Here is a 15,584-nt window from a genome sequence, read left to right on the forward strand (position 1 = left end):
GGTACAAAATCTTCTTATGACAAATCAGGCAATTATCGGTATACTTAAGAAAGGGGTATCATCAAACAGAAAGAAGGGAAACAATTGGATCATAAACAACTAAAAGAATTCCCCAATGATTTTTTATGGGGTTCAGCATCAGCAGCCTATCAAGTAGAAGGCGCATGGCAAGAAGACGGCAAAGGCGCTTCGGTTTGGGACGATTTTGTCCGCATTCCCGGAAAAACCTTTAAAGCAACTAACGGAGATGTCGCGGTCGACCATTACCACCGCTTCAAAGAAGATGTTGCCTTGATGAAAGAACAAGGATTGAAAACCTATCGTTTTTCCATTGCTTGGACACGGATTTTTCCAGAAGGACGAGGAGAAGTCAATCAAGCAGGGTTAGACTTTTATTTAGCATTGATCGATGAACTGATAAAAGCAGGGATCGAACCGATGGTGACCTTGTACCATTGGGATCTGCCACGAGCTTTGCAAGAAGAATACGGTGGCTGGGAATCTCGCAAAATCATTGAAGATTTCACCAACTATGCAGCTGTATTGTTTGAAGCCTTTCGCGGCAAAGTCCACTATTGGGTCAGCTTGAATGAACAAAATATCTTTACTTCGTTAGGCTATCTTTTAGCTGCCCATCCACCAGGAGTGACCGATCCTAAACGGATGTATGAAGTCAATCATATCGCTAACTTGGCGAATGCCTCGGTGATCAACAAGTTCCATGAGATGAAAATCCCAGGGAAAATCGGACCAAGTTTCGCCTACTCACCAAACTACCCAATCAACAGCGACCCGAAAAATATTTTGGCAGCTGAAAACGCGGAAGACTTGATGGCGCATTATTGGTTAGACGTCTATCTATGGGGCGAATACCCGATTGCGGCAATGAATTACTTGAAAGAGCAAGGGATCGCACCAACGATTGAACCAGGAGATATGGACTTGCTGCGTTCAGCAAAACCAGATTTCTTAGGGATCAACTATTACCAAACAGCAACAAATGCCTACAATCCATTAGATGGTGTCGGTGCGGGGAAAATGAACACCACTGGGAAAAAAGGCAGCTCCGAAGAAACCGGTACACCAGGAATGTTCAAAAAAGCCGAAAATCCATTTGTGGAACGGACGAATTGGGATTGGGAGATCGATCCTCAAGGGCTGCGGATCGCTTTACGACGAATCACTAGCCGTTATCGGGTGCCTGTGATCATTACGGAAAACGGACTTGGTGAATACGACAAACTAACCGACGATCATCAAATCCATGACCAATACCGCATCGATTATTTAGCAGGGCATGTCCATGCCATCAAAGAAGCGATCAGCGACGGCGCGGAAGTTCTTGGCTATTGCACCTGGTCCTTCACTGATTTGCTAAGCTGGTTGAACGGCTACCAAAAACGCTATGGCTTTGTCTATGTCGACCAAGATGAAACGCAAGAAGGATCTTTGGCACGCTACAAGAAAGACAGCTTCTACTGGTACCAAGAGCTGATCAAAACCAACGGGCAAGAGTGCTAGCCTCCTAAAACCAATACCTGAATAAGCGAAACGACCCCTGCAACGGCAGTGATCGTTTCTTAGAAAAAAGTACGTTCCACCTGTAGCGATCGCCCAAAGGTAGACCAAAAGTCTCGCGTTTTGGGCCGCTTCAAAGGAGAACGTCCTTTTTTTGAGTATTATCGTTGACAAGTGTAAACGATAATTGTAAAGTAGAAGAAGATTACAACTGTAAACATAAAAGGTTAATGGGTTTGCATAGCAAGCAAGGAGGAAGGAAATAATGATCGAAAAGAATTATGGGGTAAAAGGGATGACCTGTGCGTCTTGTTCCCAGACCGTCGAAAAAACAGTCAGCAAGCTGGCGGGGGTCGACCAAGCAGCTGTCAATTTGGCTACTGAAAAATTACATATTCGTTATGATGAGCAGCAGCTCACCGAAGAAACACTCGCTGCGGCCATAAAAGCAGCGGGCTATCAACTGATCGGCTCCCAAAGACAAGAGACCTTTGCCATCTCGGGCATGACCTGTGCGTCTTGTGCCCAAACAGTAGAAAAAGCTGTCCAAAAATTAGCGGGTGTGGAGCAAGCCTCCGTCAATCTGGCAACAGAAAAACTGACGGTCAGCTATCAACAAGATCAAGTGACCGCTGCGAAGATCGCAGCTGCCGTGAAAGAGGCGGGCTATGATGCACAGCTGCCGACCGCTTCTGCCGACAAGGCGGATTCAAAACAGGCAGAGATTCTTGCTCTATGGCAACGGTTTTGGCTTTCAGCGCTCTTTACGATCCCCTTGTTCTATTTGACGATGGGGGAAATGATCGGTTTGCCGATCCCTGGCTTTTTAGATCCAATGGCCTATCCAGTCAATTTCGTTACCACTCAATTGATTTTAGTCTTACCGGTGATGGTCCTCGGTCGCGCCTTTTACATTGCTGGTTTCAAAGCGCTTTGGAAAGGCCATCCTAACATGGATTCCCTCGTCGCATTGGGAACCAGTGCTGCCTTCTTTTATAGTATTTATGGGACCGTGATGGTCTACCTGGGCACGACCCACTATGCGATGCACTTGTACTATGAAACGGCCGCCGTTATTTTGGCATTAGTGACCTTAGGAAAATACCTTGAGTCGGTCTCAAAGGGCAAAACCTCCGAAGCCATCAAGAAGTTGTTGGATCTCGCACCGAAAAAAGCCCGCGTGCTTCGCGGCAGCGGGAATCAAGCCGAAGAAGTCGAAGTGGGTATTGAAGAAGTCGCAGCTGGCGATATCTTAGTCGTACGACCTGGTGAGAAGATTCCTGTGGATGGGATCGTTACCCAAGGGCGCTCTGCCATCGATGAATCAATGATCACTGGAGAAAGCTTACCTATCGAAAAACAAGTCGGTGATCGGGTGATCGGCGCCAGTATCAACAAAAACGGCTCCTTTCAATATGAAGCCACCAATGTGGGAGAAGATTCAACGTTAGCGCAAATCATTCAGTTAGTAGAAAATGCCCAAGGATCCAAAGCGCCGATTGCCCGCATGGCTGACAAAGTTTCGGGTGTGTTTGTCCCGATCGTCATGGTCTTGGCGGTTTTTGCAGGACTTGCCTGGTTTTTCTTAGGACAAGAAACCTGGATCTTCTCATTGACCATTACGATCTCTGTATTAGTGATTGCCTGTCCGTGTGCCTTAGGATTAGCGACACCGACCGCCATCATGGTGGGTGCGGGCAAAGGGGCAGAAAATGGCGTCTTGATCAAAAGCGGCGATGCGTTAGAAACAGCTAGAAACGTGACGACGATCGTCTTTGATAAAACCGGCACGATCACAGAAGGCAAACCAGTCGTAACCGATCTCCTACCTGCAGGCAATCACACGCCGACGGAATTGCTGCAGCTGGCGGCTTCTGTTGAAAAAGGCTCAGAACATCCATTAGGCGAAGCGATTGTGATCGAAGCCCGCACGCAAGCTCTCGCCCTACAAGAAGTTGACGGGTTTGAAGCGATCCCAGGGCATGGGATTCAAGGAACGATCGCTGGCAGTCCAGTCCTATTAGGCAACCAGAAATGGTTGGAAAAACAAAACGTTGCCATCGATGGCCTGATCGAGCAAGCCCAACAATTGGCTCACGAAGGGAAAACACCGATGTATGTTGCCAAAGACGGCGAAGCGATCGGGATCATCGCTGTGGCAGATACTATCAAAGAAAGCAGTCGAAAAGCCATTGAACGGTTGCATCAAATGGGCTTGTACGTAGCAATGATCACTGGCGACAATGCTCGGACAGCCCAAGCCATCGCCAAACAAGTCGGTATCGATGAAGTAATCAGTGACGTCTTGCCAGAAGATAAAGCCGCCAAAGTAGCCGGCCTGCAAGCCAAAGGCCAAAAGGTTGCGATGGTAGGTGACGGGATCAATGATGCGCCCGCGTTAGCCCAAGCCGATGTAGGGATCGCGATCGGCTCTGGTACCGATGTCGCCATCGAATCGGCAGACATCGTACTGATGCGCAGCGATCTGATGGACGTCCCATCAGCGATCGAGTTAAGTCGGGCAACCATCAAAAACATCAAAGAAAATCTTTTCTGGGCTTTTGCTTATAACGTCTTAGGCATCCCTGTCGCAATGGGTGTGCTGCATCTTTTCGGTGGCCCCTTGCTCAATCCAATGATCGCTGGGGCGGCCATGAGCTTCAGTTCGGTATCCGTTTTATTAAATGCCTTGCGGCTGAAACGATTCCAACCCTCAGCGAAAAAATAAACGAAGCAACGAATGCACCAACAAAAAGACCTGCCTACGGTTTTCTTCCATAAGAAACCGTGGGCAGGTCTTTTTAGTGCTGGACATCTAAATAAGAGTAGGCCCGCACGTCATAACGGTTGCGACTACGGGAAAATTCGATGGGTGAGCCATTTTTCTGATAGACGATCTGTTCGATCTCTAAGACCGGATCATCGGCTTTACAGTCCAAATACTGTTGATCGTACGCGGTACTTTTATCAGCGGCGATGGTGCGGTAGGCGCCAGCAAACTGGACCCCTAGTTCCTCTTTGACATAACGGTAGATAGAACTTTCTAAATGGCCACGAGTTAAATTGGGCACCAAATGGACGGGCATATAGGTATATTCTAAAATAAACGGTTGGTCTTCAAGAATCCGCAAGCGGACAATACTATAGATCGGTTGTTCTTCCGTTAACATCAACTTTTCTTGGATCGTTTGGTCAGGAAATTCGACTTGAAAATCGATGACCTGACTGACTAGCTTGCGGCCAGCTTTGCCCATTTCCGTTGACAAGCCTTCATAGACCGTTAAAGCAGTGGTGTCTTTTTTTAAGAATGGATGGTTCAATATTTTTGTTCCAGCGCCCCGCTGAGAATAAACCAGTCCTTCCATGGCTAAAATACCGATGGCTTTTTTGACGGTCATCCGGCTGACTCCGAATTCCTCGACTAAATCAGTTTGGTTCGGCAGTAAGCTGTCAGGCGGATACGTTTTGTTTTTGATACGTGTGCGTAAAATATTGGCAATTTCTTGGTATTTTGGCATCTGATCACCTCGCAAGAAGTATAGCTGAAAAAAGCGGTTTCGACAATCAAACCTTGGTTTTTTTATAAAAAGAACGGCTGACTGAAAAAATTCAGCCAGCCGTTGCGCTTAATCGATCGATGGTTCTGCTTGACGATCTAAAACACGTAAGAATGGATACCAGATCAAGCCGACGATCACCACGTCAATGACTTGCAGCAAACCACCTAACCAAGAGTTGGTTGCTAAGACACCACTGAAGACCACTGGAACGGTCCAAGGAACAGAAACACCAGTTGGTGCAGGAACAAGTCCAGCCGCCATCACTAAGTAGTTGAAGGTCGTTACCACAAGAGGTGCCACGACCCAAGGAATCAGGATCGTCGCATTCAAGACGATCGGCATACCGAAGATGGCTGGTTCGTTAACGTTAAAGATCCCTGGTGCTAAAGCCAAACGACCCACATCGCGGTATTGTTTTTTCTTCAATACGAAAGCCATCAAGATAACAACGGCTAACGTCATACCAGAACCGCCTAATCCAACAGTAAAGGTTTCCATAAATGGTTTTGTGACGATATGCGGCAGTGCATCCCCATTTTGATACGCTTCTAAGTTGTCTAACATCAATGTATTCCAAATCGGGTCCATCACAGAGTTGACGATGATTTGACCATGTAGACCGAAGAACCAAAGGAATTGAACAAAGAACAAAGCCAATAGAGTTGCTGGCAAGCTGCTGCCTAGTCCAGTCAATGGTTTTTGGATCAATTCATAAACCAGGTCATGCAAGTTGGCATTGAAGACACCCGTCATGATGGCATTGATCACTAAGAATACCGTTAAGGTGATAATTGCTGGAATCAAAGCGGCAAAAGATTTAGAAACTGCTGGTGGTACCCCATCAGGCATTTTGATCTGCCAGCCGCGTTTTGTGATGCGGCAATAGATTTCAGCTGCCAAAAATGCTGCGATCATCCCGATAAACATCCCTTTTGCGCCAAGACGATCAAGAGACAGCACACCGGAGATCGTTTCGCCAGATTCAGTAGTCATAAAGAAAGGAGTCAAGATCAAAAAGCTGGCAAACGAAACGGCACCACCAAAAATCCCTTCCACATCATATGATTTTGATAAATAATAGCCAATACCGAAAGTAACGAAAACAGTCATGATACTCATTGTTGCATTTTGCCCATTGCCAAACAGTGTTCCTAATGTTCCTTTAGTGGCATCACTGAAGAAGGGCAGGTTGTTTAAAACGACCACGATCGATCCAAACATAGTGATTGGGAACGAAAGCATAAACGCGTCCCGCAAGACGGTCAGGTAGCGATTTTGTCCTAAGGCATTCGCCAAGGGCAAAATCTTTTCAGATAACTTGTCCATAAAACCATTCATTATTATTTCACTCCTTAAATTTCTTTTTGCAATCGATTACATTGATAATGTATCATGTTTTATTTTAAATGTCTATACATTTATTTTAAAAAAGATTGATTTTTGTAACTGCTTCCTTTATGATTAGGGCAGCAAAGAAAAAATGAGGAGTGAATGAAGATGGATTATCAATTTCCAGCAGGCTTTTGGTGGGGGTCAGCCGCTAGTGGCCCGCAAACAGAAGGTGTATTTGAAGGCGATGGCAAAGGGGCAAGCATCTGGGATTACTGGTATCAGCAAGAACCAGAGAAATTTTTCAATGGGGTAGGTCCTGAAAAAACCTCGCAAGTCTATACACGCTATCAAGAAGATATTCAATTAATGAAAGAAACCGGCCATACGACGTTTCGGACGTCGATCCAATGGAGTCGTCTCTTCCCGCAAGGCAAAGGAGAAGTCAATCAAAAAGCCGTTGATTTTTACAACGCCTACATTGATGAGCTGATCGCCAATGGGATCGAACCTTTCATGAACCTTTACCACTTCGATATGCCGATGGCGCTGCAAGAAAAAGGCGGCTGGTTGAACCGAGAGACCGTGGATGCCTATGTCGCATTTGCGCAAACCTGCTTTACATTATTTGGTGATCGTGTCAAGAAATGGTTCACTCATAATGAACCGATCGTCCCTGTTGAAGGCGGCTATCTTTACCAATTCCATTATCCGAATGAGATCAACATGAAACATGCAGTCCAAGTTGGGTTCCACGAAACGTTGGCGAGTGCTAAAGCCATCAAAGTCTATCATGAGATGAACCTTGATGGGGAGATCGGCATCATCTTGAACTTGACGCCAAGCTATCCAAGAGATGAGAACGATCCAGAGGATGTCAAAGCAGCGCAAATCGCGGATGCCTTCTTTAATCGTTCTTTCTTAGACCCTGCGGTCAAAGGCACGTTCCCAGAAGAATTAGTGACTATCGTCAAGGAATTGGATATGGTACCAGCGATGGAAGCCGATGATCTACAAACGATTCGCGAAAATACGATCGACTTGTTGGGGATCAATTATTATCAACCTCGTCGTATCATGAAGAAAGAATCACCGATCGATGAAGCGAAAAGTCCAATGCCTGATGATTACTTTGATAACTATGATATGCCGAACAAGAAAATGAACCCGTATCGTGGATGGGAAATCTATGAAAAAGGGATCTATGATATTTTGACGAACACGCGAGAAAACTATGGCAATATCAAGTGCTACATTTCTGAAAATGGCATGGGTGTCGAAGGAGAAGAACGTTTCGTCAATGCTGATGGCGTGATCGAAGATGATTACCGCATCGAATTTGTCTCTGACCACTTGAAGTACGTCCACCAAGCGATCCAAGAAGGAACCAATTGTGTTGGCTACCATATGTGGACCTGCATGGACAACTGGTCATGGACCAATGCTTACAAGAACCGTTACGGATTTATCTCCGTTGACTTAGCAAATGATGCTAAACGAACGGTGAAAAAATCAGGTCGTTGGTTTAAAGAAGTTTCAGATAATAACGGCTTTTAATAACAATGAAAAAAGCAATGCTGTAGGAATCAGCATTGCTTTTTTTATGTAAAATCGCGGATTTTTTCTGGCTGATTTCAAAGGGGGGATTCTATTAAAAAACCACCTGTTTTTGCAAATGATAAGCTGGGTTAAATAAAAGCACAGTTTTGATAAAGAAAAGACTAGACATGGAAACGTTCTCGTGGTATTCTTTAGTAGAAATCGGTTTCATTATTTTGTTTAGGGTTTGAAAGGAGAAAAAACAATGGATAAATTTATTGGATTTATGGAGAAGCACTTTATTCCGATCGCTTCTAAAATAGGCTCTCAAAGACATCTAGTGGCCATTCGTGACGGATTTATCGTAACGATGCCGTTGATGATCTTAGGCTCTTTTGGGGTATTGATCAACAACTTACCAATCCCTGCCTATATTGATTTTATGAATGGCATTTTTGGTGAAGGAACATGGCAAGCCTTTGGGAACAACTTGTCAGCAGGTACTTTTTCAATACTTGGTCTGTTAATCGCTTTCACAGTAGCGTATAATTTAGCTAAAAGCTACAATCAAGACGCATTAGGTGCTGGGGCGATCTCAGTTGCAAGTTTCTTCGCATTAGGTGCAATGGCGACAGGCCCAGATGGTTTGTTAACAGCTGCCGGACTTGGTTCTCAAGGATTATTTTTAGCATTAATCGTATCGATCATTTCTACTGAGATCTTCCGTCGTCTAGCTGGCAACCCACGCTTAGTCATCAACATGCCTGATGGAGTACCACCAGCAGTTTCACGTTCATTTGCTGCATTATTCCCAGCAATGATCACCGTATCGATCTTTGCTTTGTTTACAGCAATTTTCCAAGCATTTGGTGTGACAAGTATCGTATTGTCCTTCTATGAATTGGTGCAACAACCATTCATGGGCTTGGCAAACTCTTACCCAGCTGCTTTGCTATTAGGTTTTATCTCTGCATTCTTATGGTTCTTTGGTTTACATGGTGCCAACATCATCGACCCGTTCATGCAAACGATCAATGTGCCAGCGATCGAAGCAAACGCACGAGCATTAGAAGCAGGAACAGATTTGCCTTATATCGTGAACAAACCATTCTTTGATTCTTTCGTGAACATCGGCGGAACAGGTGCGACACTAGGTCTTTTGATTGCGATCTTTTTAGTTGCTCGTCATCATAAAGCGTATATGACTGTCGCAAAACTATCCGTTGCACCAGGTGTGTTCATGATCAATGAACCAGTGATGTTTGGGTTACCAGTTGTCTTGAACCCAATCTTGTTCATCCCATATGTGTTGACCCCACTTGTTTTAGTAACGACTGCTTATTTTGCAACCGCAACTGGCTTAGTTCCTGCAAGTACCGTCATCGCACCATGGACGACGCCACCAATCATCGGCGGTATTTTGTCGACACAAAGTATTGCTGGCGGAATCTTGGCAGCTGTTAACTTGATCTTGTCGATCGTTATCTACTTGCCGTTCGTGAAAATGGCGCAAATTCAAGAAACACGCCGTTTAAAAAATGCGTAATGTCTGATCGAGTCGATTAGAAACAAGCGCCAAACGTAATAGACCTTATCCGGCCGCGATCAGAGTGCAATACCCCTTATCACACTGCTTCATTGGAAGGTGCAGTGGTGTGATGACACTCTTTTCGTTTGGCCGGTTCTTTTATCGTTTTTCAATCAATACAATACAACCCACGTTTTGGAGGTGGCAAAATGCCCAAATATATGGAGATCGCAGATGTTCTGCGTAAAAGAATCAAGGACGGAACTTATCCGAAAGACAGTCTTTTACCTTATCAAACAGAGTTAGTGGAAGAGTTTGGCGTCAGCCGAATGACGATTAAAAATGCGGTGAATATCCTGATTATGGAAGGCTTGCTGCTGACAAAGCGCGGCTTAGGGACCAAAGTTTTGAATCATTCCTTTTGGGGCAAAGATACCTCATCGGTGACAGAATACAAAGGCCTGAGCTATCAGATGAAACAAGAAAAACGGACATTGACTAGCCAAGTCATCACCTTTGAAGTCTGTTTTCCTACAACAAGAATTCAAGAGATGCTTCAGATCACTGCCGAACAACCAATCTATCATGTGATCCGTTTGCGGATCTTAGAAGGCAATCCATACATACTCGAGCATTCCTATATGCCGTTGGATCTGGTCAGCGGTTTGACGAAAGAGATTTTGGAAGAATCCGTCTATGACTATCTACTGCAAGATTTAGGCTACAAATTTGCTGGTGCTTATCGGACCTTTCAGGCTGCCAAAAGCGATGAATACGATCAAACCTATTTAGCGTGCCAAGCAGATGACCCAGTATTGGAATTAGAACAGATCATCTATTTAGAATCGGGACGTCCAGTGGACTATTCCTGCAGCCGCAATCGGTATGATGTTCGTGGCTATTCCATGTTAGACATGAAGCCTGATCTGTTACAGCACCGCAAAAAGTAACGGCTTACAAAATGCTTCTTCAATGAAAAAACGCTTCATAGCTACTGTTGGCCATGGAGCGTTTTTGTTTTGACTTAAGAAGTGGGTTGATTTTGATCGCCTAGTTTGGCTAAGATAGTTTCCGCAACGGCTTTGGGGATGCCAGCTTGCTGGATCTCTTCCACGGAAGCTGCTTGGATGTTTTTTAACGACTTGAAGGTTTTCATCAGCTGTTGCTTGCGTTTTGGTCCTAAGCCAGGAATTTCATCCAGTTTGGAAGAAAAGCTGTTTTTACTGCGCAGTTGGCGATGGAAGGTGATCGCAAACCGATGGACCTCATCTTGGATCCGTTGCAGCAAAAAGAATTCCACAGAATTGCGTTCCAGCTGGATCGGATCTAAAAATTCCCCGAAAATCAACTCGCTGGTTTTGTGTTTGTTATTCTTCACTAAACCGGCAACGGGAATATCTAAACCTAGCTGGTTATGCAGCACTTCTTGGGCGGCACCGACTTGGGCTTTCCCACCATCGATGATGATCAGATCAGGAAAAGGCAGGTTTTCTTTTAGGACACGAGAGTATCGGCGATAGATGACTTCTTGCATAGAGCCATAATCGTCGCCGCCTTGTGCGGTACGAATCTTATATTTCCGATAATCATCTTTAAACGGCTTCCCGTCGACAAAAACCACCATTGCAGAAACCGGATCGGTCCCCATGATGTGGGAGTTATCGAAGGCTTCGATCCGATAAGGTGTCGCGATCCCCATGGCTTCGCCTAGACGATCCACAGCACCGATCGTCCGTTCTTCAGTACGCTCGATCAACGCAAATTTTTGCGCCAAGGCAATGCGGGCATTTTTATTGGCCAAATCGACCAATTTCTTTTTGTCGCCTCGTTGGGGCTGCAGGACTTTGGTTTCCAGCAGCGCTTCTAACGGTGCGGCATCGACATTTTGCGGAACAAAGACTTCTTTGGGAATGAAGTGTTCATTCTTTTGGTAAAACTGGCCGACGAAGGTCAAGAAATCCTCATCCGCTTCATTGTAGAAAGGAAACAAAGAGACTTCTCGTTCGATCAGCTTTCCTTGACGGATAAAGAAGACTTGGACACACATCCAGCCTTTGTCGACACTGTAGCCAAAGACATCACGGTCCATCAGATCTGTCAGAGTCATTTTTTGTCGCGTCATGACGGTATCGATTGCTTGGATCTGGTCCCGCAGCTCAGCCGCTCGTTCAAACTCTAACGTTTCAATGGCTTCGCCCATCTTCTCTTTCAGGTCTTTCAAAATATCGACGTGACCGCCGTGGAAAAAGTGTTTGACTTGATCCACGATCTTCTGATAATCCTTGGGGTCTACATTGTTGACATAAGGACAGACACATTGACCCAAATGATAATAAAGACAAGGCCGCTTTTGAGAAGGACCGCATTTTCGCAAAGGAAAGAGGCGATCCAGCACCCGTTTGGTTTCATTGGCTGCTCGTGCATCAGGATAAGGGCCAAAATATAAAGCCCCGTCTTTTAAAACTTTACGAGTGATGATCAGACGCGGATAGCGCTCTTTGGTCACTTTAATAAAAGGATACGACTTGTCGTCCTTTAGCATGATATTGTATTTCGGTTTATTTTTTTGAATCAAATTGATTTCCAGCAATAAGGCTTCCGTATTTGATTCGGTAACGACGTACTCAAAATCATTGATTTCTTGAACGAGCCGTTCGGTTTTCGTATCGTGACTGCCGGTAAAGTACGAACGGACACGATTTTTTAAAATTTTGGCTTTCCCAACATAGATGATTTTGTTATTTTTATCTTTCATTAAATAACAACCAGGTTGGTCAGGAAGCAGTGCTAATTTGTTCTTGATTTGTTCGTTCATTTCAAGATCCTTTCTTACTGGTTTGCTCACGAACTGCAAAAGTAGTCAAAAGGCGGTCTAAGCTCTCCTCAAAAAGGGGAACATTAGAGCCCATAGCCAGTACTCTTCATTTTAGCACAAATTTCTTAAGAAACAATCAAACGGGCCAGATCGGCAGCGAGGAAGCGTAATCGTAAGAAAAGGTTAAGAAATCCCACGAGGCGGTGGTTTCCTCCCTTAAAAACAAGTGAATTTATTTGCTTTCTGCTTGTGAGGAATCCTCTTGCGACCACTCCTGAATGAAGGTCCGCAATCCCTCGATGGCTGGTTCTGTGACGGCTTTGCGCTGGATGAGGTAAAATTGCCGCTCAAAATTTTTATCCAGCAGTTGATAGCCAATGCCGTGGGCGGCTCGCTTGGAAAGGATCGAACAGCCGAAGCCTTGTTTCAGTAAAGCGACGATCAATTCATTGCTGGCGATCTCAATGATCGGTCCTTGAATATTTTGTTCCTCTAGATAGCGCTTAGTGTAATAGTAGACACCAGAACTCGCTTCTCGAACAAGCCAAGGACCAACTTGGGGATCACCAGCTAAGACGAGCTGATCTTTCAAAATCGGGAAACGCAAAATACTTGGTGCAGATAAGGGTTTTTCAATGATCCCTAAATCTAGTTGATGTTGCTCAAGCGCTGTTAAGACTTCAGCGGAGTTCATCATCGATACCCGAAAACGCACCGTGGGAAAGGCGTTGTATAAAGCAATCATCAAGTCAGGCATCAAGGCCATCGCATAGGTATGAGAGATGCCTAGGGCACAGTGGCTTTGATGCTGCGTGTTGGTATGGATCTCGCTGGCGATCGTCGACCACTCATCCAATAAATTCAGTGCCTTTTCGTAAAGGTACTCTGCTTGGGGCGTGGCGATCACGTTTTTGCGACCATTGCGTAAAAAAAGCGGTGTATCCAGGTCTTGTTCCAACTGCTTGATCTGAGCAGAAACCGTGGGCTGCGAAATAAACAGCAATTCGGCAGCTTTCGAAAAATTTTTCGTTTCATAGACCATCTTGAAGGTCTCCAGTAATTTTAACATTGCAATCCCTTCCATTAGAAAATTCAATCATAACTATTATACCAATAAATCCTACTGATCGGTCAATCTGTGTATAATGGATGTTATATGAAAGGATGAAAGCAATGAAGCAACGACAAACAGCTTTGATACTTCCCGGTTTGTTCCTATCCTTTTCGGTAGCCGTCATCGCCCGAATCATGGCTTTGGCTGTACCAAAATTAGGGGGAGCAACCCTTGCTATTTTATTAGGAATCATTTTAGGAAATACACTGTTCAAGCAAGAACGCTATCAAGTCGGAACGAAGGTTGCGGAAAGTCGGCTCTTGGAATATTCGGTGGTTTTGCTGGGCTTTACCGTCACTTTCCAGACCATCAGTGAAATGGGCCTTCGGGGCTTTCTCTTTATATTGCTGATGATGAGTTTGGTCATTACCGCTGCTTATTTGATAGGGAAAAAAATGGGCTTTAATCAAAAGATGAGCCTGATGATGGCAGGCGGCAACGCTGTCTGCGGGTCCTCTGCGATTGCGGCGATCGCACCAGCCATTGATGCCGATGATGAAGAAAAAGGGCAGATCATCACCTTGGTCAATCTTTTAGGAACAGTGATGATGCTGACGCTGCCGTTTTTAGGCTTGGCCTTATACGGCGATGATCTGTTGCAAAAAAGCGCCTTACTTGGTGGCACGCTGCAATCCGTCGGACAAGTCGTGGCGGGGGCTAGTTTGATTGATGCCGACACCGTCAAATACGCGATGCTCTTTAAAATCGCGCGCATCATCATGTTGGCAGTCGTCGTCATTGTTTTTGAACGAATGACGACAAAGACCCCCACCAAAACCAAAGCCAAAGGCAAGCTGCGGCTGCCGATCCCTTGGTATGTGTTGGGCTTCTTGACCATCTGTATCTTGAACAGCTTCTTGCCGCTGCCTAGCTGGTTGAATGAGGGCGCTCATTTTATCAGTACGTGGTTTGAAACGACGGCGTTGGCAGCCATTGGTTTGCGCTTGGATTTCCGCAAGTTTTTAAAAGAAGGCCCGCGCTTTTTATTCTATGGTCTTTCCGTTGGTGCTGTCCAAACCGTGGGTGCTGTTGCATTGATTTGGTTGCTGCGGCTCTAATTCACAAGAGGCACGACCCATAAAGCACGTTTGAAGCGCACGATTGTTTAACGAAAAAAGCCACGACGGTTGATCGAAGGGCACGCTTTGCTGTTTCTGTTGGAAGAGGCAGCAAGGCGTGGCATTTCAGATCAACTGTCGGGCTTTTTTTAGCGGTAAAGAAGGTTAGACGGGTACTTGGATGACTTGAACACCTTGTTGCTCAATCAAATCGATGACTTTGGGATCAGAGTAATGATCGGTGATCAGCAGATCGATATCCGCAATTGCGCCAATCGTAAAATTGGATTGCTTACCGATTTTGCGATAATCCGCGATAACGATCAACTTGCCAGAATTTTCGATGATTTTCGCATTGACTTTGGCTTCGTGGATTACTGAAGTGGAAATGCCGGTCTGTAAATCTAACCCACTACAGCCAATGATCGTAACATCAGAACGAACGTGAGAAAATGACTCCACGGCGATGTCTCCTGACAATGCCGCTTTAGGGTAACGTATTTCGCCACCACTTAAAACAATCGTTGATTTTGGATGGTGTTCCATTTGGATCACACTCGTGTTGTTTGTCAGCAAACTGATTCGTTTGTCTGTGAGATGGCGCAACGTTTGAGCTGCACTGGTACTCGTATTGACGAAAAGGGTATCGCCATCTTTTACTTGGCGAGCCGCTTCTTTGGCCAGTCGATCTTTGATGTACTCGATCGAGTCGGTGGGATGTGCTTCATCTTCATAAGCTTCACAGTATTCGATTTTTCCGTGGGTTTGTTTGATCTGACCCATCTCACTGAGGACAGTACAGTCTCTGCGGATCGTCATCTCTGATACTCCCAACTGATGACTGAGGGTCCTCACATCAGAAAGACCAGATGCTTTTATCAAATCGATCAATTGTTTTCTTCTTTGCCTCACTTCTTCATTGGAACGTTTCACGATACTTCCTCCTCACATGCACTTTTTTCTATTATTGTCTTCTATCATTTGTCCAGCTTGCAATTATCCTGTGCAGCAAAATCACGTGTCTCTTTCTCACGAATTCGCGGGATAATCGCACAGCCGTCGTTTAGAAACTGCCATTTTTTTATCGTTTCTTCTTTCGAACTCATTTTAACATATCACAGAA

11 protein-coding genes are annotated in these 15,584 nt (G+C 45.1%); 6 read left to right on the forward strand and 5 right to left on the reverse strand.

The features are described from left to right. Positions 1 to 84: 84 nt before the first annotated feature. Both IGI82_RS00730 and IGI82_RS00735 read left to right on the forward strand, forming a co-directional pair. On the forward strand, positions 85 to 1,521 hold the full coding sequence (locus IGI82_RS00730) for a glycoside hydrolase family 1 protein (RefSeq protein WP_005226667.1): 1,437 nt from the start codon (positions 85 to 87) through the stop codon (positions 1,519 to 1,521). A 262-nt stretch (positions 1,522 to 1,783) separates the two neighbouring features. Beyond that, a complete protein-coding gene (locus IGI82_RS00735) occupies positions 1,784 to 4,246 on the forward strand; it encodes a heavy metal translocating P-type ATPase (protein WP_438841693.1) in 2,463 nt (820 codons plus the stop codon). Between the two features lie 73 nt (positions 4,247 to 4,319). Here the strand turns inward: IGI82_RS00735 and IGI82_RS00740 are convergent, their stop codons facing one another. Continuing rightward, positions 4,320 to 5,036 (reverse strand): GntR family transcriptional regulator, encoded by a 717-nt coding sequence (locus IGI82_RS00740; RefSeq protein ID WP_005226669.1) that lies wholly within the window; start codon positions 5,034 to 5,036, stop codon positions 4,320 to 4,322. Positions 5,037 to 5,144: 108 nt separating this feature from the next. Continuing rightward, positions 5,145 to 6,416, reverse strand: a complete 1,272-nt coding sequence (celB, locus tag IGI82_RS00745; protein ID WP_005226670.1) for a PTS cellobiose transporter subunit IIC — start codon at positions 6,414 to 6,416, stop codon at positions 5,145 to 5,147. Between the two features lie 159 nt (positions 6,417 to 6,575). Between celB and IGI82_RS00750 the strand changes: the two genes are divergently transcribed. The 3 genes from IGI82_RS00750 (at position 6,576) to IGI82_RS00760 (ending at position 10,424) form a co-directional block, all read left to right on the forward strand. After that, positions 6,576 to 7,964, forward strand: coding sequence for a glycoside hydrolase family 1 protein (locus IGI82_RS00750; RefSeq protein ID WP_010748556.1), 1,389 nt, complete (start codon positions 6,576 to 6,578; stop codon positions 7,962 to 7,964). Positions 7,965 to 8,211: 247 nt separating this feature from the next. Next, positions 8,212 to 9,492 (forward strand): PTS sugar transporter subunit IIC, encoded by a 1,281-nt coding sequence (locus tag IGI82_RS00755; RefSeq protein WP_005232725.1) that lies wholly within the window; start codon positions 8,212 to 8,214, stop codon positions 9,490 to 9,492. Between the two features lie 191 nt (positions 9,493 to 9,683). Beyond that, positions 9,684 to 10,424, forward strand: a complete 741-nt coding sequence (locus IGI82_RS00760; protein WP_008376546.1) for a GntR family transcriptional regulator — start codon at positions 9,684 to 9,686, stop codon at positions 10,422 to 10,424. Between the two features lie 74 nt (positions 10,425 to 10,498). Here IGI82_RS00760 and uvrC read toward each other — a convergent pair whose 3' ends face one another. Continuing rightward, positions 10,499 to 12,289 carry an excinuclease ABC subunit UvrC gene (uvrC, locus tag IGI82_RS00765; RefSeq protein WP_015508751.1) on the reverse strand — a complete coding sequence of 597 codons (1,791 nt, stop codon included), beginning with the start codon at positions 12,287 to 12,289 and terminating at the stop codon, positions 10,499 to 10,501. 232 nt (positions 12,290 to 12,521) lie between these two features. After that, positions 12,522 to 13,373, reverse strand: coding sequence for a LysR family transcriptional regulator (locus tag IGI82_RS00770; protein WP_034870186.1), 852 nt, complete (start codon positions 13,371 to 13,373; stop codon positions 12,522 to 12,524). A gap of 65 nt (positions 13,374 to 13,438) precedes the next feature. Between IGI82_RS00770 and IGI82_RS00775 the strand changes: the two genes are divergently transcribed. After that, positions 13,439 to 14,461: a YeiH family protein gene (locus IGI82_RS00775; protein ID WP_060791641.1), complete on the forward strand. Its 1,023-nt coding sequence runs from the start codon at positions 13,439 to 13,441 to the stop codon at positions 14,459 to 14,461. A 165-nt stretch (positions 14,462 to 14,626) separates the two neighbouring features. Here the strand turns inward: IGI82_RS00775 and IGI82_RS00780 are convergent, their stop codons facing one another. Then, a complete protein-coding gene (locus IGI82_RS00780; RefSeq protein WP_010748560.1) occupies positions 14,627 to 15,394 on the reverse strand; it encodes a DeoR/GlpR family DNA-binding transcription regulator in 768 nt (255 codons plus the stop codon). Positions 15,395 to 15,584: the final 190 nt, after the last annotated feature.

The organism is Enterococcus sp. AZ067 (assembly GCF_051715005.1).
GTDB lineage: Bacteria > Bacillota > Bacilli > Lactobacillales > Enterococcaceae > Enterococcus_D > Enterococcus_D casseliflavus.

Bases quoted from the DNA above. Each gene is read 5' to 3' on its own strand.
- IGI82_RS00735 (WP_438841693.1), top strand. From the start codon at position 1,784: ATGATCGAAAAGAATTATGGGGTAAAAGGGATGACCTGTGCGTCTTGT.
- IGI82_RS00740 (WP_005226669.1), bottom strand. From the start codon at position 5,036: ATGCCAAAATACCAAGAAATTGCCAATATTTTACGCACACGTATCAAA.
- celB (WP_005226670.1), bottom strand. From the start codon at position 6,416: ATGAATGGTTTTATGGACAAGTTATCTGAAAAGATTTTGCCCTTGGCG.
- IGI82_RS00750 (WP_010748556.1), top strand. From the start codon at position 6,576: ATGGATTATCAATTTCCAGCAGGCTTTTGGTGGGGGTCAGCCGCTAGT.
- IGI82_RS00755 (WP_005232725.1), top strand. From the start codon at position 8,212: ATGGATAAATTTATTGGATTTATGGAGAAGCACTTTATTCCGATCGCT.
- IGI82_RS00760 (WP_008376546.1), top strand. From the start codon at position 9,684: ATGCCCAAATATATGGAGATCGCAGATGTTCTGCGTAAAAGAATCAAG.
- uvrC (WP_015508751.1), bottom strand. From the start codon at position 12,289: ATGAACGAACAAATCAAGAACAAATTAGCACTGCTTCCTGACCAACCT.
- IGI82_RS00770 (WP_034870186.1), bottom strand. From the start codon at position 13,373: ATGGAAGGGATTGCAATGTTAAAATTACTGGAGACCTTCAAGATGGTC.
- IGI82_RS00775 (WP_060791641.1), top strand. From the start codon at position 13,439: ATGTTATATGAAAGGATGAAAGCAATGAAGCAACGACAAACAGCTTTG.